Source organism: Saccharothrix sp. ALI-22-I (assembly GCF_001984175.1).
Lineage (GTDB): Bacteria > Actinomycetota > Actinomycetes > Mycobacteriales > Pseudonocardiaceae > Actinosynnema.
On sequence record NZ_MTQP01000062.1, the window covers coordinates 255108 to 277326 of the forward strand.

Below are 22219 nucleotides of genomic sequence, written 5' to 3' on the forward strand. Positions count from 1 at the left end.
TCTCTCAGGTCCAGTGCTTCGGCCGCCGCAGGACCAGGCCCGCCGCGGTGACGACTTCGTCCGGCAACTGGGCCCGACGGACCTTGTCGTCGCCGATGTGCACGTAGCCGTCGACCACCCGCTTCAGCTCGGCCGAGTGCCGGCGCGGGGGAAAGGCGGCGATGATCCGCTTGGCCGGGAACAGGCTCTTCGTCGCTCGCACCGCGGGGCACAGGTCGCTGTCCGCGGAGACCACCAGGGCGGTGTCGAACCGGTCCTGGACGGCATCGGACAGCATCGCGATCGCGATGTTGACGTCCGTCTCCTTCTCCTCGAAGACGGTCCAGCTGTCACCACACCCACGACACCGGCGCACCTTTTCCTGGAAGCGGCCATCCAGGATCGTCACGCGCGAACTGGCGGTTCCGAGCGCGTCCAGGTAATCGGACTGCCGCTGTCCACCGTCCACATCCCCACGGACGCGGGCGGTGAAGTAGTTGACCGATGCCAGAGTCTGCCCCTCACGGAGCAGGCTGGTCGCCAGCGCCTCAAGGTCGAGCCAGTGGTACTTCCGGCCGTACTTGGCACGGAGGCCGAAGTACAGGTTGAAGCCGTCAACGTAGACAGCGACGCGGGTCACGACGCACCTTCCGTGGGTGGATTGCGGCTTCTGAGGTATGCTGAGGACACACCACGCCAGGGTGAGCAGCCCTGGCCCGACGGCCCCGGCGACGGGGCCGTCTCTATTTCCGCGCCAGGAGCGCTCGCTTCCACGACTCCCCTTGCAGTGACATCACGGTAGATCACACCGCAGGTGCAGCGCAAGCTGCACTGCAGTGCGCGTCGCGATTGTTTACCCCCCGGTGGTGGCCTTCGGCCGATCACCGGCCTGAACGGCGGATGGCCCCGGCCCTCCGGTGAGTGCGGTCATCCGTAAGTGGGCGCGGCGGGGTTCGAACCTGCGACCGCTCGGGTGCAACCGAGTGCTCTTCCGCTGAGCTACGCGCCGGCGGACCGGCGTCGGGAAGGTATCAGGCCAGGGTTGTGACGGCCTTTTCCCACGCTTCCTGATCGCGGGGCTCGCCGGGGGCGTTGACCTCGGCGTACCGGATCACGCCCGCGGTGTCGATCAGGAACGTGCCGCGGTTGGCCAGGCCCGCCTTCTCGTTGAACACGCCGTAGGCCTGCGCCACCTCGCCGTACGGCCAGAAGTCCGACAGCAGGCGGACGAGCTGTTCACCCCGGCCTTGGTCGACCTGCTGCGTCCGGCCGAAGAACTCCGCCGCCACAGCGCGGAACTTCAGTTCTCCGAAATCCTTTTCACGGACCAGCCTCGACAGCCTCGACCGCGCACCTGCGCCCGACCGCCTTACTGCTCGCTCCCCCTTACTACGCCTGACCGACGAAAACGGCCTTGTCGGAACGGAAGTCGGGTTGCAAGGCGATCTGGAGTTCGCCCGGCTGCGCCCCGACGGCGAACGCCATGTCGTACGCATAGCTCTTGCCGGGCAGCACGGTGACGTTCTCGACACCGCCGTGTCCGCAGGGGCCGTTGGCGTCGTAAACAGCCTCGGCTCTCCGGCCATCGAACTGGACGTCGTTGCCGATCGAGAGCATCCCGGCGTTGAACGGTTGGTCCGTACCGTTCAAGACGGTCACGGTGAGCTTCACCGCGCGGGCCACGTTCGACGGCAGCGCGTGCTGACCGGGCGTACACGCCGCGGGCGCGGAGACTTCGACCGCCAGCCCGTTCTCCCAGGTGTAGCGCTGCCCCCAGGTGGGTGAGTCCTTCGGTGCCTCAGACGTCACCTCGGCCGTGGTGCCGCCCACCCGGCCCTCGTTGGTGGTTCCGTCGATGATCTCGTCGAAACCCTTCACCGCAGCTGCCTGGGCCAAGACCGTGAAGACGATGGCCAGGACGCAGAGCCCGACACCAATTCCGGCGAGGATCTTCTTGGTGCCGAACAGCGCGATGAAACCGATCCCCGAAATTCTATGTACGCCGAGAATCGCGACCGGAGGGATGGACGTTACAGACCGTGCGCGACGGTGATCTCAAAACCATAAAGACGAAATTTTTCGTATAGACCACGAGGCGGAGCGCGAGCGCGTAAGCGCTGCAGTGGAGCCCCTGAGGTCGGGGTCAGGGGTGAGAGCCCCGGCGGGGTCCGGGGGCGGAGCCCGCCGGGCGGTGCGCGGGGGTTGCACCCCCCGCAGGACACAGTGGGCGCGGCAGGATTCGAACCTGCGACCGCTCGGGTGTAAACCGAGTGCTCTTCCGCTGAGCTACGCGCCCCCGGGCGCCGGCGGACCGGCGTCGGGAAGGTATCAGGCCAGGGCTGCGACGGCCTTCTTCCAGGCTTCCTGATCGCGGGGCTCGCCGGGGGCGTTGACCTCGGCGTACCGGATCACGCCCGCGGTGTCGATCAGGAACGTGCCGCGGTTGGCCAGGCCGGCCTTCTCGTTGAACACGCCGTAGGCCTGGGCGACCTGGCCGTGCGGCCAGAAGTCCGACAGCAGCGGGAACTGGTAGCCCTGTTCCGCGGCCCATGCCTTCAGGCTGAACGGCGTGTCCACGGACACGCCGACGACCTGCACGTTCTCGTCCTCGTACGCGGCCAGTTCGTCCCGCACCTGGCACAGTTCGCCGGTGCAGATGCCGCTGAACGCGAACGGGTAGAACACCAGCAGCACGTTGCGCTCGCCTCGGAACGAGGACAGCGTCACGGGCTGCTTGTTGTAGTCGTTGAGCGTGAAGTCCGGGGCCTCCGCACCAACCTGAACCATGCAACCCTCCACAGCGCAACCCGCAACCCGAAGAACGGGCTCCACCCGATCGGGGAGCCCGCCGTCGAGCCTAGGGCATGGCCGTGCGCCCTTCGTCTCGGCTAGGGCCAGGGCTGGGGCCTCGTCTCGGCTAGCGCTTCGTCTTGGCCGACTTCGGCGAGACGAGGCGCGTCGCCGACCAGTCACCACTCACCGTGATGTTGGAGGTCTGGGCGAGCCCCGCGGTGGACACGGCCTCGGCGATGTCACTCGGCTCGACGTGACCGGCCCGCCCGGTCTTGGGCGTCAACACCCAGATCACGCCGTCGTCGGCCAGCGACGTGGTGGCGTTGATCAGGGCGTCGGCGAGGTCGCCGTCGTCGTCGCGCCACCACAGCAGGACAACTTCCATCACCTCGTCGGAGTCCTCATCGAGCAGATCACCGCCCACCCGCTCCTCGATCGCGGCACGCAGGTCGTCGTCGACGTCCTCGTCCCAGCCGATCTCCTGGACCACGCTGCCCGGTTCGATCCCGAGCCTGTCGGCGACACCGATCTTGCCGGCGTCTTCCGCGGCGACCACGGCTTCCACTCCTCCAAGTACACAAGAGCGGCAGTCGGGGTACGACTGCCGCGCGATGTCACTACCAGTCGCGGCTAGCGAACACTGTCAGCCCTGCCACGCGCAACCGTAAGGGCCAAGACACGCCGCATCGGGTACCCCCGGATGCAGTCCCCCAACTGGATGAGGCACGCTCTACACACCTCCTATCCGCGCGCGCGAGGGACACGATCCAGAACTACTCACCGGTAGCGGTGACGGGAGAGTGTCCGTCCGGCAACGATGGGAGTCAGAAGACCCCGGAACGAGGAGATCCCTTGGCCCCGCAGAACCCCCCCGAGCGGGTACGCGTCATCCGTGACGGTCTGGCCGCCCACCTCCCCGACATCGACCCGGAGGAGACCGCGGAGTGGCTGGAGTCGTTCGACGCCGCGCTCAAGGGCGGCGGGCAGCAGCGCGCCCGCTACCTGATGCTGCGGCTGCTCGAACGGGCCAGGGAGAGCCACGTCGGCGTCCCGTCGCTGACCAGCACCGACTACGTCAACACCATCCCCACCGAACGGGAGCCGTGGTTCCCCGGTGACGAGGAGGTGGAACGCCGCTACCGGGCCTGGATCCGGTGGAACGCGGCGATGACGGTGCACCGCGCGCAGCGACCCGGTGTCGGTGTCGGTGGTCACATCTCGACCTACGCGTCCTCGGCGAGCCTGTACGAGGTCGGCTTCAACCACTTCTTCCGGGGCAAGGACCACCCCGGTGGCGGTGATCACGTGTTCATGCAGGGGCACGCCTCCCCCGGCGTGTACGCCCGCGCGTTCCTGGAGGGCCGGCTGTCCGCCGAGCAGTTGGACGGCTTCCGCCAGGAGTACTCCCACGCCGGACCGGGTGGCGGCATCCCGTCGTACCCGCACCCGCGGCTGATGCCGGACTTCTGGGAGTTCCCGACCGTCTCCATGGGCATCGGCCCGATGAACGCGATCTACCAGGCGCGGTTCAACCGCTACCTGCGCGACCGCGGTATCAAGGACACGTCCGACCAGCACGTCTGGGCGTTCCTCGGCGACGGCGAGATGGACGAGCCGGAGTCGCGCGGCCTGCTCCAGGTGGCGGCGAACGAGCAGCTGGACAACCTGACCTTCGTGGTCAACTGCAACCTGCAGCGCCTCGACGGCCCGGTGCGCGGCAACGGCAAGATCATCCAGGAGCTGGAGGCGTTCTTCCGCGGCGCAGGCTGGAACGTCATCAAGGTCATCTGGGGCCGCGAGTGGGACTCGCTGCTGCACGCCGACCGTGACGGCGCGCTGGTCAACCTGATGAACACCACGCCGGACGGCGACTACCAGACGTACAAGGCCAACGACGGCGCCTATGTCAAGGAGCACTTCTTCGGCCGCGACCCGCGGACGAAGGAGCTGGTCGCGCCGCTGTCCGACGACGAGGTGTGGAACCTCAAGCGCGGCGGCCACGACTACCGCAAGGTCTACGCGGCGTACAAGGCGGCGGTGGAGCACCACGGCCAGCCGACGGTCATCCTCGCCAAGACCATCAAGGGCTACGGCCTGGGCCCGCACTTCGCGGCGCGCAACGCCACGCACCAGATGAAGAAGTTCACCCTGGAGGACCTGAAGCTCCTCCGGGACAACCTGCGCATCCCGATCGCGGACTCCGACCTCGACCCGTACCTGCCGCCGTACTACCACCCCGGCCAGGAGTCCCCCGAGATCCAGTACCTGCTGGAGCGGCGCAAGCAGCTCGGCGGGTTCGTGCCGGAGCGGCGGACCAAGTCCAAGGCGCTGGTGCTGCCGGGCGACAAGGTCTACGACGTGATCAAGCGGGGCTCGGGCAAGCAGGAGGTCGCCACCACGATGGCGTTCGTCCGGCTGGTCCGCGACCTGGCCAAGGACCCGGAGATCGGCAGCCGGATCGTGCCGATCATCCCGGACGAGGCGCGCACGTTCGGCATGGACTCGATGTTCCCGGCGCAGAAGATCTACAACCCGAACGGCCAGATGTACACCTCCGTGGACGCCCAGCTCATGCTGGCGTACAAGGAGAGCGAGCAGGGTCAGATCCTGCACGAGGGCATCAACGAGGCCGGTTCGACCGCGTCGTTCACCGCGGCGGGCACGTCCTACGCCACGCACGGCGAGCCGATGATCCCGATCTACATCTTCTACTCGATGTTCGGGTTCCAGCGCACCGGCGACGGCCTGTGGGCGGCGGCCGACCAGATGGCGCGCGGTTTCGTGCTGGGCGCCACGGCGGGCCGCACCACGCTGACGGGTGAAGGTCTCCAGCACGCGGACGGGCACTCGCTGCTGCTGGCGCACACCAACCCGGCCGTGATCGCGTACGACCCGGCGTGGTCGTTCGAGGTGGCGCACATCGTCCGGGACGGTCTGCGGCGGATGTACGGCGAGAACGCCGAGAACATCTTCTACTACATGACCGTCTACAACGAGCCGTACCAGCAGCCGGCCGAGCCCGAGGGCTTGGACGTAGAGGGCCTGCTCAAGGGCCTGTACCGGTACCAGGTGGCGCCGGCGCAGGGCGGTCCGCGGGCGCAGTTGCTGGGCTCGGGCGTGGGCATGCCGTGGGCGCTCAAGGCGCAGCGGCTGCTGTCCGAGGAGTGGGGCGTGCAGGCCGACGTGTGGTCCGCGACGTCGTACTCGGAGCTGCGGCGCGAGGCGGTCGAGGTCGACCGGCACAACCTGCTGCACCCCGACCAGGAGCCGCGCGTGCCGTACGTCACGCAGGTGCTGGCGGACGCGGCCGGCCCGGTGGTGGCGGTGTCCGACTGGATGCGCGCGGTGCCGGACCTGATCCGGCCGTACGTGCCGACGGACATGACCACGCTGGGCACCGACGGGTTCGGGTTCTCCGACACCCGCCCGGCAGCGCGACGGCACTTCCTGGTCGACGCCGAGTCGGTCGTGGTTGCCACGCTGGCGGCGTTGGCCAAGCGCGGTGAGATCGAGCAGTCGCTGGTGGTGCAGGCGGCCCGGAAGTACCGGATCGACGATGTGAGCGCGGCGGGCCCGTCCACCTCGGACGCCGGCCTGGCCTGATCGACACGCTGTTACCCGCTGTTCGGGGGCGGTTCCGACTTTCGGAGCCGCCCCCGAGGCGTCTTCGTGGCGTCTCGGAGGCGTTCCCAAGCGTTCCTGGGCGTTTCCGTAGTAATGCGGTCTACCTGCGAAAATGTCCCCCGTGACGGCGCGGATTGTGATCCACCCCATAGACTTGGGCGGACAAACCCAGCGTTCCAACGAGGGGCCGAATGGGGACGCTCCCGCAGCACGCGTTGCACCGCACGGTCGTGGTCGTGGACGTGTCCGCGTTCAGCCAGCGCCACCGCACTCCCCAGGAGGAGATCCGGCGCGGGCTCTACACGGCGTTGGAGAGCGCTTTCGAGGACTGCGGCCTGGACTGGTCGGCCACCCACCACGAGGACCGCGGCGACGGGGTGTTCGTGCTCGTGCCGCCCGATGTGCCCAAGAGCCGCGTGGTGAGCGGCCTGCCGCACGCCCTGCTGGGTGAACTCCGCCGCTACAACGCCACCCGCAACGAGGACGCCCGCATCCGGCTGCGGATGGCGATCACCGCGGGCGAGGTGCAGCACGACGAGCACGGCGTGGTCGGCGACGACGTGACGCTGGCGTTCCGGCTGCTCGACGCCAAGCCGCTGCGGGACGCGCTGGCCCATTCCACCGCGTTGTTCGCGCTGATCGTCTCGCAGCGGTTCTTCGAGGACGTGATCCGGCCCGACCCGGCGGCGGACCCGGACTCGTTCCGCCGGGTCGACGTGGACGTCAAAGAGGTCCACGGGCACGCCTGGCTGCACGTGCCCAACGGCGGCGCGCCGGTGCTCAACCGCCGGCCGACCAGGCACCGCAAGAAGCGCGCGAAGCCGCGCCGGGCACTGGCCCTGCTGATGCTGCCGCTGCTGTTCGTCGGCATCACGAACGGGGCGGGCGCCGCGCCGCCCGCGGTGCCGCCCTGCCCTCCCCCGGTCCAGCTGAACGTCCTGGTGTCGGCGGAGAAGGAGGAGGTCGTCCGCTCGCTCGCGCTGGAGCTGGAGGACGACTCCGGTCGGCACAACCCCCTGGGCTGCAAGGAGTTCAACGCGCTGGTGTTCACGGGCAAGTCCGCCAAGGCCGCGGCCGAGGCGCTGGGTCGGGGCTGGCAGCCGAGCGACCTGACGGAGGTGGGCGCCGAGCCGCACGTGTGGCTGCCGGACACCACCGCCGAGGTCCGGGCAGTCAAGACGGCGTTGCTCGAACGCACCGACGTGCGGCTGCACCTGCGCCAGGGCGTGGCGTTGTCGCCGGTGGTGCTGGGCGCGTCCGAGGAGTTGGCCGCGCAGATCGCGCCGCAGGACGGCGAGGTCGAGTGGCGCGACGTGACGCGGCCGGCGGCGGTGGACACGTCATCGGGCGTCGGGTTGGCCGCGGCCACCGCGTTGGTGCACGCCGAGTTGGGCGGGCTGGACCTGTCCAGGCGGGACGTGGCACGCAAGCTGCACGACATCACCCGGAGCACGACCACCGACGAGCCGTGCGTCGGTGGCGTGTCGTTGATCGGGTCGGAGAAGGCCGTGGCGGACACCGAGGGCTGCCGGGTGCTCTACCCGCGTGCCGGTGCGCTGGTACTGGACCACCCGTTCGTCGAGGTGGAGCGGCCGGACCGACCGAACCAGCGGCGGCTGCGGATCGTGCACCGGTTCCTGGAACACCTGGTCTCGGCGCGGGCCCAGGAGCAGTTCAGGCGGGCGGGGTTCCGGGACGTGGCCGGGAACATCGGCGCGCGGCCGGGTCCGGGAGTGCGACTCGACCAGCCCCGGAGGCTGTCGGTCGAGCCGGATGCCAGGGCGGTGCGGGAGGCGTGGGAGGCCGCGAGCCGACGGCGGGTGATCGGGGTCGCCCGTGACGGCTCGCCCGCCGCGAACGTGTTCGCGAACCTGGTGTGGGGGCTGGCCGGCCCGCGTGACCAGGTGATCGACCTGCCTCTGACCGAAGGCGTGGCCGAGGCGGGCGTCGAACAGGGCGCCAACGTCGTGGTGCTGGTGTCGGCGGCGCAGGTCCCGCCGATCGCCAAGGCCGTCAGCGGTCCCGTCCGGGTGGTGGCCGTCGGGATCACGGAGGGGGCGTGCGCGGCCTCAACGCCCCTCTACGAGGCCGCGCAAGCCCACGGAGGGCAATGCCACGAGATCGTCGCCAGGAACGGCTCCGGGCCCACTCAGCGCCAAGAAGACGCCCTGGACGCCGTAGCGCGCGCTGCATGGGGAGGGTGACGTGATCCGCGTTCTCGTACCGCTGGTGGTGCTCCTGGCGGCCTGCACGACCCCGGCCCAGGACGACGCGAGGGACGGCACCGGGCCGATCACCTTCGTGGACGGCCGCGACACCACCGCGGGCGGCCAGGTGGGGAAGCTGGTCGAGCGCTGGAACGAGCAGGCCAGCAGGCGCGAACAGGTGGCGTTCGTGCAGATGCCGACGTCCACCGACGCCCACCGCGCCCAGCTGACCGCACGCGCCCAGGATTTGGAGGGCGTGCGCGACAGCGCGGAGTGCTACGACGTGATGGCCGTGGACATGGTGTGGACGGCGGCGTTCGCCGCGGCCGGGCACCTGGAGGCGCTGGACCCGGTCGAGTTCGACGTTGACCGGATGCTGCCGGAGGCGGTGAAGGCGGCCAAGTCGCCGGACGGCGGTCGGCTGTGGGCGATCCCGTGGCGCAGCGACGCCGGGTTGCTCTACTACCGCAAGGACGTGCTCGACGCGGTGGGTGAGGGCCCGCCGACCACGTGGAAGGAACTGAGGCGGCAGGCGAGTGAGATCGCGCCGCGCCACAACTTGCACGGCTACGTGGGCCAGTTCCGGCGCTACGAGGGCCTGATCGTGAACACGGCCGAGGCGGTCTGGGCGCACGGCGGCGACTTGGAGCGCCTGGACGCCCCCGAGACGAAGGCGGGCGTGCGTGCGCTCGCGGACGGCTTCGCGCAGGGCTGGATCCCGCGCGAAGCCCGCGACTACGACGAGCCCGCCTCACTGGACGCGTTCAGGTCCGGCCGGGCGTTGTTCATGCGCAACTGGCCGTACGCCGGGCCGGTCCTGGACGACGCCCAGGAGTCGCAGGTGGTCGGCAAGTGGGCCAGGGCCGTGCTGCCGGGGGCCAGCGCGTTGGGCGGCTGGAACCTGGCCGTGTCGCGGTGCTCGGCGAGCCAGAAGACCGCCCGTGAGTTCATCAAGTTCGTCACCCGCGACGACAACCAGCGGCTGATGGGCGAGCTCGCCGGATTCGCGCCCACCTCCCGGGCGCTGTACGAGGAGCCGGAACTGGTTGCGCCCGAACTGCGGGAAAGCCTGCTGAACGCTCGGATCCGACGCCCGTCCCCGCACTACGACGAGCTGACCAGCCTGATGCAGGAGATCCTCCACCACGTGCTGGAGAAACCGGATTCCGTCGACCAGTCGCTGGACCGGCTCGCGGACGACCTGGCCAGGGTCGCAGAGGGGCGTTAGGGCGTGGCCGCTTTGGCACGGGTGGTGGTCTGCTTGGCGGCTCGGTTCCAGTCGATCCAGCCGCGGATCACCAGGACCGCGAAGATCGTGTAGACGAACGCGCTGAACCACAGCCCGGACCTGATCTGCAACGGCACGCCGATCGCGTCCACCGCCAGCCACACCAGCCAGAACTCGACCAGGCCGAAGCCCTGGAGGGTGAAGGCGAGGACGGTGCCGACGAAGATCGCGGCGTCCGGCCAGGGGGCCCAGGAGGCGTTCAGGGAGTCCAGGAGCAGCGCGAATCCGATCGTGCCGAGGACGAAGGCGACTGCGACGGTGATGCGTTCCTTGGTGGTGCCCTTGCGGACCACCACGCCGAACACCGGGTCGCGGCGGCGGGTCCACGCCCACCAGCCGTAGAGGGTGATCAGGGCGATCACGACCTGGCGCGCGGCGGTGCCGCCGAGTTGTGCGGACAGGTAGACGATGAAGAGCAGAGTGACTGACAGCAGCTGTACGGGCCACGTCCAGAGTGAGCGCTTCTGCGCCAGGTAGACCACTACGAGCGCGAAGACCTGGCCGGTGAACTCCGCCCAGGAGACCTTCTGCCCGAACACCGTGAAGCCGTGCTCCAACAAGACGTGCACCGCGTCCTCCATCCCAGACAGGCTGGTCCGGGGCACGGGCGGCCAACGTCACGTGCGCCGGAGCGCATGTCTTCTCTGTCGGGTCGAACAGCGTTGCGCAACCGGCTGTTCCTCGGGTGACCGACGGCACAGGGTTCCGTGACCGGCTTCGGTTTGGGTTTCGTGACCGGCTTCGGCTTCGGCTTCGGAGGTGGTCATCTCGACTTCAGTCGCAGTACACCGGCGGCAAGTAGCTTGCGCCGAGTGCGAACACTCCTGGTCATAGCCGCGCTGGCGCCTTTGCTGATCGCCTCCTCCCCCGGTCCCGACGTGGTGGTGCCGGTCACCCAGACCCGCGCGTTCGTGGACGACGCGTCCGGGACGCCCGCCAACGCCGACGCCGACGACCCGGCGATCTGGGTGCACCCGCGCTCGGCCGGGCAGAGCGTCGTGCTGGGCACGTTGAAGGAGGGTGGGCTGGCCGCGTTCGACCTCGCCGGTCGGACGCTCGGCACCTACCCGGCGCCTGTGCCGCCGACGCCGGACGCCAAGCCCGGCCGGTTCAACAACGTGGACGTGCTGAGCCGGGTGCCGGTCGGTGGGTGGGGCCGTGACCTGGCGTTCGTCAGCGACCGTGGCCGGGACCGGATCCGGGTTTACGAGATCGACGGGCGCGGTGCGGCGGCGGGTGCGGCGGTCGTGCGGGACGTGACCGATCCCGGTGCGCGGCCGGTGTTCTCCTCGTCGGAGGAGGAAGTGGACGACCAGCACACCGCGTACGGGGTGGCGGCCGGGTTCATCGGGCGCACGCCGGTGGTCGTGACGAATCGGCGCAGTGAGACCAGGGTGGCGTTGCTGCACGTGGTGGCCGGGCCGGGTGGTTCGGTCGGCACCTCGGTGGTGTCCACCGTGGATCTGCCGACGTCGTTCCGGCTGCCCGATGGCAGCTCCTGGACGCCGTGTGGCGAGCCGGGTGAGGGGCCGCAGCTGGAGGGCATGGTGGTCGACTCGGCGAACGGTGTGCTGTACGCGGCGCAGGAGGATGTCGGTATCTGGCGCATCCCGCTGCGTGCCACCGGTTTCGGCACGCCGGTGCTGATCGACAAGGTGCGGTCGTTCGGCGTGCCGCAGACCTACGACCCGGAGACCGAGGAGTGCTCGGTTTCGGGCGCCGACCCCGGCTTCGGGGGTAAGCACTTGGCGGCGGACGCCGAGGGGTTGACCGTGGGGGATGACTACCTGATCGCGTCCAGTCAGGGTGACTCGCGGTTCGTGGCCTACGAGCGGACCGGGCGGAACCGGTATGTCGGCGAGTTCGTGGTGGGTAGCGGTCGGGGCAACGACTCGGTCGAGCACTCTGACGGCGCGCAGCTGGTGACGGCTGATCTCGGCCCGAACTACCCGGAGGGTCTGTTGGTCGTGCATGACGGCGAGCGCACGCCGGCGGTCGGTGACCTGGCGACTACCGGGTTCGCGTACGTGAGCTGGGCGGACGTGCTGGAGGAACTGGACTGATCCGCGGCACGCCAGGAGACCCCCCGCCGGTGGTGCTGGCGGGGGTCTCCTGGCGTTTCCGTCGGTAGACGTCGGCGGGCGTCGGCGGTGTCGGTGGGCGTCGGCGGTGTCGGTGGGCGTCGGCGGTGTCGGTGGGCGTCGGCGGTGTCGGTGGGCGTCGGCGGTGTCGGTGGGCGTCGGCGGGCTACGGGTCAGTGACCGTCGACGAGTGGCATGGACAAGCCGGCGGGCGGGGTGGGCGTCGGGTCCACCTGGGCCTGGCGGGATGCGTGGGCCGAGGCCGTGATGGGTTCCTGCGAACGGCGCGGCACCGGGGTGAGGCTCGCCGACTCCTCCTGGATGCGGTTGAGCCAGCCCTCCCAGCGCTGCTGCATCGGGCGGATCAGACCGCCGCCGACGCCGATCACGATCACGCCCGCGATGGTGGCGAGCACGGTGATCAGGACCGGCATGGTCACCGCGACGGCGATGCCGAGCTGGTTCAGCGCGGCGATGGCGCCGAGCGCGACGATGAAGCCGTACGTGATGTTGCCCAGCATCCGGGTGTACGGACGAGCGCCCAGCGCGCCGGTGACCAGGCCGCGCAGGGCCTTGCCGATCGCGGCGGCGACGATCACCAGGATGATGGCCACGACGATTCGCGGCAGGTACGCGATGACGTCGTTGAGCAGGGCGCTCACCGCGTTGCCGGTGCCGAACACGCCGAACGCGAGTTGGAGGACGATCAGCAGCACGAAGTAGTAGACGATCTTGACGATCAGCCTGGAGGCGTCGATCGGGGACTGCGCCATGGCGCCGCCCAGGCCGGAGCGCTCGACGAGGCGGTCGAACCCGACCCGCTTGAGCAGGAACCGGACGGCCCTGGCCAGTGCTTTCGCGATCAGCCACCCGATGAACAGGACTACGAGGAAGCCGAGGAGTTTCGGCACGAACGTGGCCACCACCGCCCACGCCTGTCCGAGTCCTTCGGTGATCTGGGAGCCCACGACGACCTCCTTGGCATTTCGATTGCGGTGGAGATCGTTTCCCAGCGCGGATCACCCGGCAACCTGAAGTGGTGGCACGAAAGGGTGACTGACGTGGCGCTTTCACGCGGGACAGTCCAGAGTGGAGTCACCGGTGGGGACCGGGGAGAGGGAAACGCCCGGCGCGAGAGATCGCGTCGGGCGTTTTCGCGTTCTGGGGGGGTGGTGGCTGGGGTGGGTTTCATGGGGGGCCGGGGGTTGGTCCGGCGGTGGTTTGTCAGGGGCGGGTGGAGAGGACTTGGCTGTTCAGGTACGTCTGCACGTGTTGCGGGGACGTGGGTTGGGTTGGGTTGGGCCTTGGGTCGCCGGGGCAGTTGGAGCTGCTGGGGGGCAGGATGCCGTCGACCATGTAGCGGTTGACTGCGCGGTCCACGCAGGTGTTTCCGGTGCCGTAGAGGCCGTGTTTGCCCTCGTCCAGGACGGTGATCAGGTTGTGACCCAGTCGGGTGGCCATTGCGGGGCCGCTGTCGTAGTGGGTTTGGGTGTCGCCCTCGGCCTGGATGACCAGGCCTACCGGGTAGCCGTCTCGCTTGAGGGTCGCTGCGGGCTCGGGTGGGGTGAAGGTGCGGAACGCGCAGGTGGTGGGGGCGGCACGGACGACACCGAAGCCGTACGGGTAGCGGTCGCGGAAGACGCGCATGTCTTCGAAGTAGGTCTCTACGTCGGTCGGCCAGTCGACCTCGCACGTCACCGTGTGGAACACGCCCGAGGCCAGGTCGTTCTGCGCCGAGCCGGCCAGTAGCGCGCTGGTCTCGGACGGCTTGCCGGCTTTCAGGTCGAGTACCGAGTTGGCCAGGTCCGACCACAGTGGACGGTAGCGGGTGCCTACCCCTATGGCGGCGTCGAAGGTGGTTCGGGTTTGGTAGCCGATCGGTTTGGTGACCAGAGCGGCGGCGACCTGCTCGATGGCTGCCATCACCTGTTGTGGGGTGGCGCCCAGTTGGAAGCGGTCGTGGTGTTGTGCGACCCAGGCTGCCCAGTCCTCGACGTTGCGGCGCAGCGCCACCGCCTGTGCTCGGAACTGCTCGCGCCAGATCCACTCCGGGTGCACGGCCGAGTCGAGCACGTTGCGGTCCAGTCGGGTCGGGAAGAGGCTCCCGTAGACCGCGCCCAGGTACGTGCCGTAGGAGTAGCCGAGGTAGTTGAGCTTCTCCTCGCCCAGTGCCGCGCGGACCACGTCCAGGTCCCGTGCGGTGTTCGGGGTGTTGACGAACGGGCGGATGCCGCCTGCCGCGCGTTGGCAGGCGTCCTCGGCGGCCCGTGCCTCGGCGGCCCACTTCGGGAAGTCGGAATCAGCCGGTCGGGTGTCGAATGTCGCCAGATCGGGCACCGTGCGGCACCTCAGCGCGGTGGATCTGCCTACGCCGCGCGGGTCGAAGCCGATCAGGTCGTAGACCTCCGCCACCTCGGTGTCTGCCAGGAACCGCGGCATGCCCAGGCCGGAACCGCCGGGGCCGCCGGGGTTGAGCACCAGGATGCCGCGCCTGCGTGCCGGGTCCGTGGCCTTCTTGCGGCTGATCACCAGCGAGATGCGTTCCGCCGCGGGGCGCTTGTAGTCCAGCGGCAGCACCAGTTCCGCGCACTCCAGGCGGCCCTCGTCGCACGGTGACCAGGTGACTTTCTGGGTGTAGAACTCGGCCAGTGGATCGCTGCGCGCGGTGCCGAACGACGGTGTGACGCCCGTCGCCAGCACCGCGGCCGCCACCAGGCCTACTGACATGTATCTGCGCACGGGCACCTCCTGACGAGCCGGTTCGAACGCCACCGACGGTAGGGCGATCGGCGCGGAGCGTCAGGTTGTGTCACTCGTTGGTGTCGGTCATCGGGGCCCGTGCGATCGTTGCGGGTATGACCAGCTCAGCCGCGCTGTCGCGGGACACCTTGCGAACGCTGCAACGGGCGTCGGGCGACCTGGCCGCGGCGAGCGTGGCCGAGATGGAGGAACGGCTCCCTTGGTTCCGGCGGATGCCGGCCGATCAGCGGGCGGGTGTGCTGCTGCTGATCCAGAACGGTGTCGCGGGGTTCGTGTCGTGGCTGCACGATCCGCAGCAGGCGATCCGGCTGACCGCCGAGGCGTTCCGGTCCGCGCCCAAGGACATCTCCCGGTGGGTGAGCCTGCGGCAGACCGTGGAGCTGGTGCGAATCGCGTTGGAGCTGTTCGAGCAGTTGCTGCCGAAGCTGGCCGAGAACGAGGCCGAGCGCGCGCTGCTGACCGAGGGCGTGCTGCGGTACGGGCGGGAGATCGCGTTCTCGGCGGCCACCTCGTACGCGGCGGCGGCGGAGGCGCGCGGTGCGTGGGACGCCCGGCTGGAGGCGCTGGTCGTGGACGGCATCATGCGTGGCGACGCGGAGGAGTCGTTGCTGTCCCGCGCCACCGCGCTGGGCTGGGACCCGGCGGCGGAGGCGACCGTGCTGGTGGGCAACCCGCCGTCGGACGACCCGCCGGCGGTGGTGTTCGAGGTGCGCAGCCGGGCGGCCCGGATCGGGCGGCCGGCGCTGTTGAGCGTGCAGGGCTCGCGGTTGGTCGTGGTGCTGGGCGGTGAGACGGAACGGGGTGAAGAGCTGGTCCGGATCTCCGAGGCGTTCGGGCCCGGATCGGTGGTGGCCGGGCCGACGGTGACCAGTCTGGCCGAGGCGCACCGCAGCGCCGGCGACGCGTTGTCCGGGCTGCGCGCGGTCGTCGGGTGGCCCGCCGCGCCGCGGCCGGTGCGGTCGCTGGACCTGCTGCCGGAGCGCGCGCTGGCCGGTGATCCGGAGGCCGAGTGGCAGCTGGTGGACCGGGTGGCGCGGCCGTTGGAGGAGGCGGGCGGTTCGCTGCTGGAGACCGTGGACACGTTCCTGGAGGTGGGCGGCGTGCTGGAGGCGTGCGCGCGGAAGCTGTTCGTGCACCCGAACACGGTCCGCTACCGACTCAAGCGGGCCACCGAGCTCACCGGGCGGAACGCGAACGATCCCCGTGACGCTCTGGTGTTGCGCGTGGCACTGTCCGTAGGGCGATTGGCCCGTGCGCGCGGGTTGTGGTGACCCCGTTTCGGCGACAACCGGACGAGTGTGACGGAAGACGCATGTCCGTTTGGGTCGGGTTCCACAACACGTGATGTCGTTCTACGTTCATCTACGAGTCACTTTTGTAGACACCCTACAAACTACGGTCCCTTGTTTCGTCAGTGGCGGCATCACGGGAAACGGCCGTCAGCGTGTTCAGTGAGCGGGTGATCGCACTCCTCGCCCCCGGACAGGGGTCCCAGACACCCGGAATGCTGACCCCCTGGCTCGAAGTCGAGGGGGCTGCCGAGCGGGTCGGTGCGTGGTCCGAGGCGATCGGCCTCGACCTCGTGCGTCTGGGCACCACGGCCGACGCGGACGAGATCAAGGACACCGCGGTCACCCAGCCGCTCGTCGTCGCGCTCGCCCTGCTCGCCTACGAGGAGCTGCGCCGCCGGGTCGAGCTGCCCGCCGACACGATCATCGCCGGCCACTCCGTCGGTGAACTCGCCGCCGCCGCCATCGCGGGCGTGCTGAGCACCGACGACGCCGTCGCGCTCGCTGCCGTGCGCGGCGCCGAGATGGCCGCCGCCTGCGCGTTGACGCCGACCGGCATGGCCGCGGTCCTCGGTGGCGAGCAGGACGAGGTGCTGGCCCGGCTGGCGGAGCTGGGCCTGGTCGGCGCGAACCGCAACGGCGCGGGCCAGATCGTGGCCGCGGGCCCGCTGGAAGCGCTGGACAAGCTCGTGGAGGAGCCGCCCGGGCGGGCGAAGATCCGCAGGCTCCAGGTCGCGGGCGCGTTCCACACCCGGTTCATGGCGCCCGCCGAGGACGCGTTGCGCGCCCGTGCCGCCGGGGTCGTGGTGAAGGACGCCGCGCTGCCGCTGCTGTCCAACGCCGACGGCGCGATGGTGTCCGACGGCGCCGAGGTGCTGAGCCGACTGATCTCCCAGGTGACCCGCCCGGTGCGGTGGGACGCCTGCCAGACAACCCTGGCCGGGCACGCCGTGACCGCGGTGGTCGAACTGCCACCCGCGGGCGCGTTGACCGGCCTGGCCAAGCGCGAACTGAAGGGCACACCCACCTTGGGCCTCAAGACCCCCGACCAGCTGGACCAGGTCGTCGAGATGCTCGTCTCCGTGCAGGAGAACCACTCGGAGGCGGTCAAGTGACCACCTTCTCCGTCCCGGCCGGCTCGGTCGGCACGCGCATCCTCGGCCTGGGCAGCTACCAGCCCGAGACGATCGTCAGCAACCACGACCTGAGCCTGCGCATGGACACCTCGGACGAGTGGATCCGAGACCGGGTCGGCATCGCCAACCGCCGGGTGGCCAAGCCGGACGAGCGGCTGGTCGACATGGCGGTCGAGGCCGGTGCCAAGGCCGTGGCCGACGCCGGGCTGACCCCGTCGGACATCGGCGCGGTCATCGTGGCCACCTGCACCATGCCGTCCGGAATTCCCAACGCGGCGGCGCAGGTCGCCGACCGGATCGGGGTCAAGGGCGCGCCCGCGTTCGACCTGAACGCCGCGTGCGCGGGCTTCTGCTACGCGCTGGGCACCGCGTCCGACCTGGTCCGCGCGGGCACCGCGGAGCACGTGCTGGTCATCGGCGCGGAGAAGCTGACCGACTGGGTGGACCCGAACGACCGGTCCACCGCGATCATCTTCGCCGACGGCGCGGGCGCGGCGGTCGTCGGTCCGTCCGACGAGCCGGGCATCGGCCCGGTGTCCTGGGGCAGCGCGGGCGACCTGGTCGACATGATCCACATCGCCGACCGCGAGTCGTTCATCTTCCAGGAGGGCCAGTCGGTCTTCCGCTGGGCGACCACGCAGATCGCGCCGATCGCGCTCAAGGCGATCGAGCTGGCCGGCCTGGAGGTGTCCGATGTGGACGTCTTCGTGCCGCACCAGGCGAACCTGCGGATCATCGAGGCCATCGCGAAGCGGTTGCGCGCCAAGGGTGCCCGTGAAGACCTCGTGATCGCACGTGACATTGTGGACTCCGGCAACACCTCGTCCGCTTCGATCCCGCTCGCGCTGGACCACATGCGCGCGGCGGGAGAGGTGCGCAGCGGCGACGTGGCGCTGCTCGTCGGCTTCGGGGCCGGCCTGTCCTACGCGGGACAGGTCGTCCGGCTGCCGTGACCGCAATCCGAGACTCCGGTGGGACCAACCAGCCGGCGAAGCAAGAAGAAGGAAGGGATTTTCAGTGAGCAACGAGGACATCCAGAAGGGGCTCGCCGAGATCGTCGAAGAGGTCGCCGGCGTCGAAGCGGCCGATGTAACGGCTGACAAGTCCTTTGTGGACGACCTGGACATCGACTCGCTGTCCATGGTGGAGATCGCCGTGCAGGCCGAGGACAAGTTCGGCGTGAAGATCCCGGACGACGAGCTGGCCAACCTCAAGACCGTGGGCGATGCGGTCAACTACATCGCCAGCAACGCATGACCAGTAGCAACGACGTCGTCGTCACCGGGCTGGGTGCCACCACCCCGCTCGGTGGCGATGTCGCCTCCACCTGGGACGCGCTCCTGGCCGGCCGCAGCGGTGTGACGCCGCTCGTGGGCGGCTTCGCCGAGCGGTTCGACCTGCCGGTGCGGATCGCCGCGCGGCTCGCGGTCGAGCCGACCGAGGTGCTGCCGCGCGTCGAGGCGCGCCGGCTGGACCGCTGCGAGCAGGTCGCGATGGTCGCCGCCCGCCAGGCGTGGGCCGACTCCGGGCTCGGTGGCGACGGCGTCGACCCCGAGCGGCTCGGTGTCGTGATCGGCACCGGCATCGGCGGCGCGATGACGCTGCTGGACCAGGACGACCTGATCGAGGCCGGTGGGCTGCGCAAGGTGTCGCCGCTTACCGTGCCGATGCTCATGCCCAACGGCCCGGCCGCGCACGTCGGACTGGACCTGAAGGCACGCGCGGGCGTGCACGCGCCGGTGTCGGCGTGCGCTTCCGGCGCCGAGGCGCTGGCCTGGGCGTGGCGGATGCTCAAGTCCGGCGAGGCGGACGTGGTCGTGGCCGGTGGCGCGGAAGCGTGCATCACCACCATCACCATGGCCGGCTTCATCCAGGCCAGGACCATGAGCACCCGCAACGACGACCCGGAACGCGCGTCGCGCCCGTTCGACGTGAACCGGGACGGGTTCGTGCTCGGCGAGGGCGCCGGGATCCTGGTGCTGGAGCGCGAGGACTTCGCCCGCGCCCGCGGCGCGCGGATCTACGGCAAGCTCGCGGGCATCGGCACCAGCTCCGACGGCCACCACATCACCGCGGCCGACCCCGAGGGCATCGGCCAGTCGCGGGCCATCACCAAGGCGATCCAGGTCGCGGGCGTGGACAAGGCCGACGTCGGCCACGTCAACTGCCACGCGACGTCCACCCCGGTGGGCGACGTGATCGAGCCGCTGGCGGTGCGCCGGGCGATCGGTGAGCACCCGGTGCTGACCGCGCCGAAGGGCAACCACGGCCACCTGCTGGGCGCTTCGGGCGCGGTGGAGGCGATCACCACGCTGCTGTCGGTCCGCGACGGCATCGTGCCGCCGACGCTGAACCTGGAGGACCAGGACCCGAGGGTGCAACTGGAGGTCGTCAGCGGCGAACCGCGCAAGATCGAGCTGGTCGCCGCGGTCAACAACTCGTTCGGGTTCGGCGGGCACAACGTCTCGCTCGTCTTCACCCAGGCCTGAACCCAATCCCGGCCAGACGTTCGTTCACACGAGGAGCCTCTCGATGACTGCCCTTGCGTCCCGACCGGCGAATCCGGGGCCGGGCGGCGAACCCGATCCGCGCGATCCGGAGTTCCGGCTCGCGCAACTGCTGGACCCCGGTTCCATCGCGCCCTTGCGGCCCCGTGACGGCAGCGGCATGTTCGCCGTGCGGGGACGGATCAACGGCGCGAAGGTCGTGGCCTATTGCAGCGACGCCACGCGGATGGGCGGCGCGCTGGGGTCCGAGGGATGCAGGCACATCGTCGAGGCGATCGACGTCGCGGTGCGCGAGCGCACCCCGGTGATCGGCGTCTGGCACTCCGGCGGCGCACGGCTGCCGGAGGGCGTGGAGTCGCTGGACGGCATGGGCCAGATGTTCGCCGCGATGATCCGGGCGTCCGGTCGGGTGCCGCAGATCTCCGTGGTGGTCGGCCCGGCCGCCGGTGGCGGCGCCTACGGTCCCGCGCTGACCGACGTGGTGATCATGGCTCCGGCCGGCAAGGTCTTCGTGACCGGGCCGGACGTGGTCCGGTCGGTGACCGGCGAGCAGATCGACATGGACGGGCTGGGCGGTGCGGAGGCGCACGGGCGCAAGTCCGGCGTGGTGCACGTGATCGCGTCCGACGAGCCGGACGCGTACCAGCGGGCGCGGCGGATCACCGGGCTGTTCGCCCAGCCTGGCGTGTTCGACCTGCACTCGGTGCCCGACGGTGACGACCTGCGGGCGTTGCTGCCGGAGCAGCCGCAGCGGGCGTACGACGTGAAGCCGCTGGTCGGGGCGATCCTGGACGCGGATTCGTTCGAGGAGTTGCAGGCCAAGTGGGCGCCGAACATCGTGGTCGGCCTCGGCCGGCTCGGTGGCCGCACGGTCGGCGTGATCGCGAACAACCCGATCCGCAAGGGCGGGTGCCTGGACTCGCTGTCGGCGGAGAAGGCGGCGCGGTTCGTGCGGATGTGCGACGCGTTCGGCGTGCCGCTGCTGGTGCTGGTGGACGTGCCGGGGTACCTGCCGGGCGTCGGCCAGGAGTGGGACGGCGTGGTGCGGCGCGGCGCGAAGCTGCTGCACGCGTTCGGTGAGGCCGTGGTGCCGCGGGTGACGTTGGTGACCCGCAAGTCCTACGGCGGCGCGTACATCGCGATGAACTCCCGGTCGTTGGGTGCGACGGCGGTGTTCGCGTGGCCGATCGCCGAGGTGGCCGTGATGGGCGCCAAGGCGGCGGTCGGCATCCTGCACCGCAAGAAGCTGGCGGCCGTGCCGGACGAGGAGCGGGAGGCGTTGCACGCCAAGCTCGTCGAGGAGCACGAGCGGATCGCGGGCGGTGTCGAGCGGGCGATCGCGATCGGCGTGGTGGACGAGGTCGTCGAGCCGACCAAGACGCGGCGGAAGCTGGCGCAGGCCCTCGCGGCCGCACCGGCCGGACGCGGCGCGCACGGCAACATCCCGCTGTAACGGGACGCCGGCGTTCGGTGGGGTCGCTCCGTCGGGGGGCGACCCCACCGCCGTTCTGGGCGTTGAATTCGCCTGTTCCGAACGTTGGACACGCGCGTTCTGAACGTACGACACGCCCGCGTGTCCAACGCTCAGAACGCGCGTGTCCAACGCTCAGAACGCGCGTGTCCAACGCTCAGAACGCGCGTGTCCAACGTTGGGAACGCGCGTGTCCAACGCTCAGAACAGGCGAGTTGAGCGGTGGGGTGGGTCAGCAGGGGGTGAACTGGGAGGTGGAGCCCTCGGTGCCCAGGTCTACGCGGAGGGCGCCGCGTTCCTCCTGGAGGGGGTAGACGACTCGCCAGTGGATGCAGTCGGCCTGGAGTTCGGCCGGGGCCTTGGCGACGTCCTGCGTGCTGGTGAACGTCATCAGCACGCGCAGCCGGGTCGGGGTCACCGACTCGATCCGGTGCACGAAGATCGTGCCGTCCTGTGAGGTCACGTAGTCCGACAGCCACTCCGACTTCGGCGTCTGGCTCACCCGGTGCGCGGTCACGGTCTTGGCCCACTGGTCGTAGTCGTGGGCGTTGATCGCGTCGAAGAACTGCTGGAGCACGTCCCGAACGCGTTGGCCGTCGGGGTGCTGGGACGCGTCGATGCTCAGCTGCACGGCGCCGCTGCCCGGCTGCGCACTGCGCGGTACCGAACTCGACGACCCCGAACTGGGCAACGCGGCCTGCTCGCCCTGCGCCTGCACGGGCCGCTGGTAGAGGTCACGCGCCAGCACGCCGACGCCGGCCGTGGCGGCGGCGACCAGCAGCACGACGGGCAGCAGCAGGCGCGCGGACACGCTACGAGCGTGCCACAACGTCCGTACGCGCCGGTAATCACCCGGAAGTCACAGCACCGGACCCACGATCCGCGGACCGGCCATCGCAGACAATGGTCAAACCACAAGATTTCGGAGGATTTTCAACGTATTCGCGCCCTCTTGGCCGGTCAAGTAAGGGGTATTCACCCGTCGACACCGGTCAGCCACGCGTGGTAACCATTTCGGCAATTACCGATATAACCACAAAGCCGCAGGTGAGCGAGCCGTGAAGAATTGAACGATCGAGTCTCG

The 22219-nt window shown here is 69.9% G+C and carries 18 protein-coding genes, 2 tRNA genes and 1 pseudogene; 10 read left to right on the forward strand and 11 right to left on the reverse strand.

Going from position 1 to position 22219, the window contains the following annotated elements:
* Positions 1–4 precede the first annotated feature (4 nt).
* From ALI22I_RS22955 to ALI22I_RS22985, 7 genes and pseudogenes are all read right to left on the reverse strand, one after another.
* Positions 5–619 (reverse strand): NYN domain-containing protein, encoded by a 615-nt coding sequence (locus tag ALI22I_RS22955; RefSeq protein WP_077007586.1) that lies wholly within the window; start codon positions 617–619, stop codon positions 5–7.
* 298 nt (positions 620–917) lie between these two features.
* A tRNA-OTHER gene (locus tag ALI22I_RS22960) sits at positions 918–987 on the reverse strand.
* Positions 988–1010: 23 nt separating this feature from the next.
* Positions 1011–1202, reverse strand: a pseudogene (locus ALI22I_RS49510) (redoxin domain-containing protein); the annotation flags it as partial.
* Positions 1203–1368: 166 nt separating this feature from the next.
* A complete protein-coding gene (locus ALI22I_RS22970; protein WP_143532369.1) occupies positions 1369–1809 on the reverse strand; it encodes a hypothetical protein in 441 nt (146 codons plus the stop codon).
* Between the two features lie 394 nt (positions 1810–2203).
* Positions 2204–2275 (reverse strand) — tRNA-Val (locus ALI22I_RS22975).
* Positions 2276–2307: 32 nt separating this feature from the next.
* Positions 2308–2766, reverse strand: coding sequence for a peroxiredoxin (locus ALI22I_RS22980; RefSeq protein ID WP_077007588.1), 459 nt, complete (start codon positions 2764–2766; stop codon positions 2308–2310).
* A 130-nt stretch (positions 2767–2896) separates the two neighbouring features.
* Complete coding sequence (locus ALI22I_RS22985; RefSeq protein ID WP_077007687.1) at positions 2897–3328, reverse strand: DUF3052 domain-containing protein; 432 nt, start codon at positions 3326–3328, stop codon at positions 2897–2899.
* Positions 3329–3624: 296 nt separating this feature from the next.
* Between ALI22I_RS22985 and aceE the strand changes: the two genes are divergently transcribed.
* The 3 genes from aceE (at position 3625) to ALI22I_RS23000 (ending at position 9831) form a co-directional block, all read left to right on the forward strand.
* Entirely contained in the window at positions 3625–6375 is a 2751-nt protein-coding gene (gene aceE, locus ALI22I_RS22990) for a pyruvate dehydrogenase (acetyl-transferring), homodimeric type (RefSeq protein ID WP_077007589.1), read from the forward strand.
* Between the two features lie 212 nt (positions 6376–6587).
* Entirely contained in the window at positions 6588–8600 is a 2013-nt protein-coding gene (locus ALI22I_RS22995) for a substrate-binding domain-containing protein (protein WP_077007590.1), read from the forward strand.
* A 1-nt stretch (position 8601) separates the two neighbouring features.
* Positions 8602–9831: an extracellular solute-binding protein gene (locus tag ALI22I_RS23000; protein WP_083751938.1), complete on the forward strand. Its 1230-nt coding sequence runs from the start codon at positions 8602–8604 to the stop codon at positions 9829–9831.
* On the opposite strand, the gene pnuC is transcribed toward ALI22I_RS23000, so the two are convergent.
* Positions 9828–10460: a nicotinamide riboside transporter PnuC gene (gene pnuC, locus ALI22I_RS23005; protein ID WP_077007688.1), complete on the reverse strand. Its 633-nt coding sequence runs from the start codon at positions 10458–10460 to the stop codon at positions 9828–9830. The two genes, ALI22I_RS23000 and pnuC, sit on opposite strands and share 4 nt — an antisense overlap.
* Before the next feature lie 255 nt (positions 10461–10715).
* Here pnuC and ALI22I_RS23010 point away from each other — a divergent pair, with 255 nt between their 5' ends.
* A complete protein-coding gene (locus tag ALI22I_RS23010) occupies positions 10716–11954 on the forward strand; it encodes a phytase (RefSeq protein ID WP_077007690.1) in 1239 nt (412 codons plus the stop codon).
* A 191-nt stretch (positions 11955–12145) separates the two neighbouring features.
* Here the strand turns inward: ALI22I_RS23010 and ALI22I_RS23015 are convergent, their stop codons facing one another.
* On the reverse strand, positions 12146–12940 hold the full coding sequence (locus ALI22I_RS23015) for a mechanosensitive ion channel family protein (RefSeq protein WP_077007591.1): 795 nt from the start codon (positions 12938–12940) through the stop codon (positions 12146–12148).
* 256 nt (positions 12941–13196) lie between these two features.
* Positions 13197–14711, reverse strand: coding sequence for an alpha/beta fold hydrolase (locus ALI22I_RS23020; protein ID WP_238598513.1), 1515 nt, complete (start codon positions 14709–14711; stop codon positions 13197–13199).
* 116 nt (positions 14712–14827) lie between these two features.
* On the opposite strand from ALI22I_RS23020, the gene ALI22I_RS23025 reads away from it, so the two are divergent.
* From ALI22I_RS23025 to ALI22I_RS23050, 6 genes are all read left to right on the forward strand, one after another.
* Entirely contained in the window at positions 14828–16003 is a 1176-nt protein-coding gene (locus ALI22I_RS23025) for a PucR family transcriptional regulator (protein ID WP_077007593.1), read from the forward strand.
* 188 nt (positions 16004–16191) lie between these two features.
* Positions 16192–17136, forward strand: a complete 945-nt coding sequence (locus tag ALI22I_RS23030) for an ACP S-malonyltransferase (RefSeq protein ID WP_179118316.1) — start codon at positions 16192–16194, stop codon at positions 17134–17136.
* Positions 17133–18110 carry a beta-ketoacyl-ACP synthase III gene (locus ALI22I_RS23035; RefSeq protein ID WP_077007594.1) on the forward strand — a complete coding sequence of 326 codons (978 nt, stop codon included), beginning with the start codon at positions 17133–17135 and terminating at the stop codon, positions 18108–18110. Before ALI22I_RS23030 ends, ALI22I_RS23035 begins: the two co-directional genes overlap by 4 nt.
* A 64-nt stretch (positions 18111–18174) precedes the next feature.
* Positions 18175–18414: an acyl carrier protein gene (locus ALI22I_RS23040; protein ID WP_053720023.1), complete on the forward strand. Its 240-nt coding sequence runs from the start codon at positions 18175–18177 to the stop codon at positions 18412–18414.
* A complete protein-coding gene (locus tag ALI22I_RS23045; RefSeq protein ID WP_077007595.1) occupies positions 18411–19646 on the forward strand; it encodes a beta-ketoacyl-[acyl-carrier-protein] synthase family protein in 1236 nt (411 codons plus the stop codon). Before ALI22I_RS23040 ends, ALI22I_RS23045 begins: the two co-directional genes overlap by 4 nt.
* 43 nt (positions 19647–19689) lie before the next feature.
* Positions 19690–21117 carry an acyl-CoA carboxylase subunit beta gene (locus ALI22I_RS23050; protein WP_077007596.1) on the forward strand — a complete coding sequence of 476 codons (1428 nt, stop codon included), beginning with the start codon at positions 19690–19692 and terminating at the stop codon, positions 21115–21117.
* A gap of 250 nt (positions 21118–21367) precedes the next feature.
* Here the strand turns inward: ALI22I_RS23050 and ALI22I_RS23055 are convergent, their stop codons facing one another.
* Positions 21368–21946 carry a hypothetical protein gene (locus ALI22I_RS23055; RefSeq protein ID WP_083751939.1) on the reverse strand — a complete coding sequence of 193 codons (579 nt, stop codon included), beginning with the start codon at positions 21944–21946 and terminating at the stop codon, positions 21368–21370.
* Positions 21947–22219 lie beyond the last annotated feature (273 nt).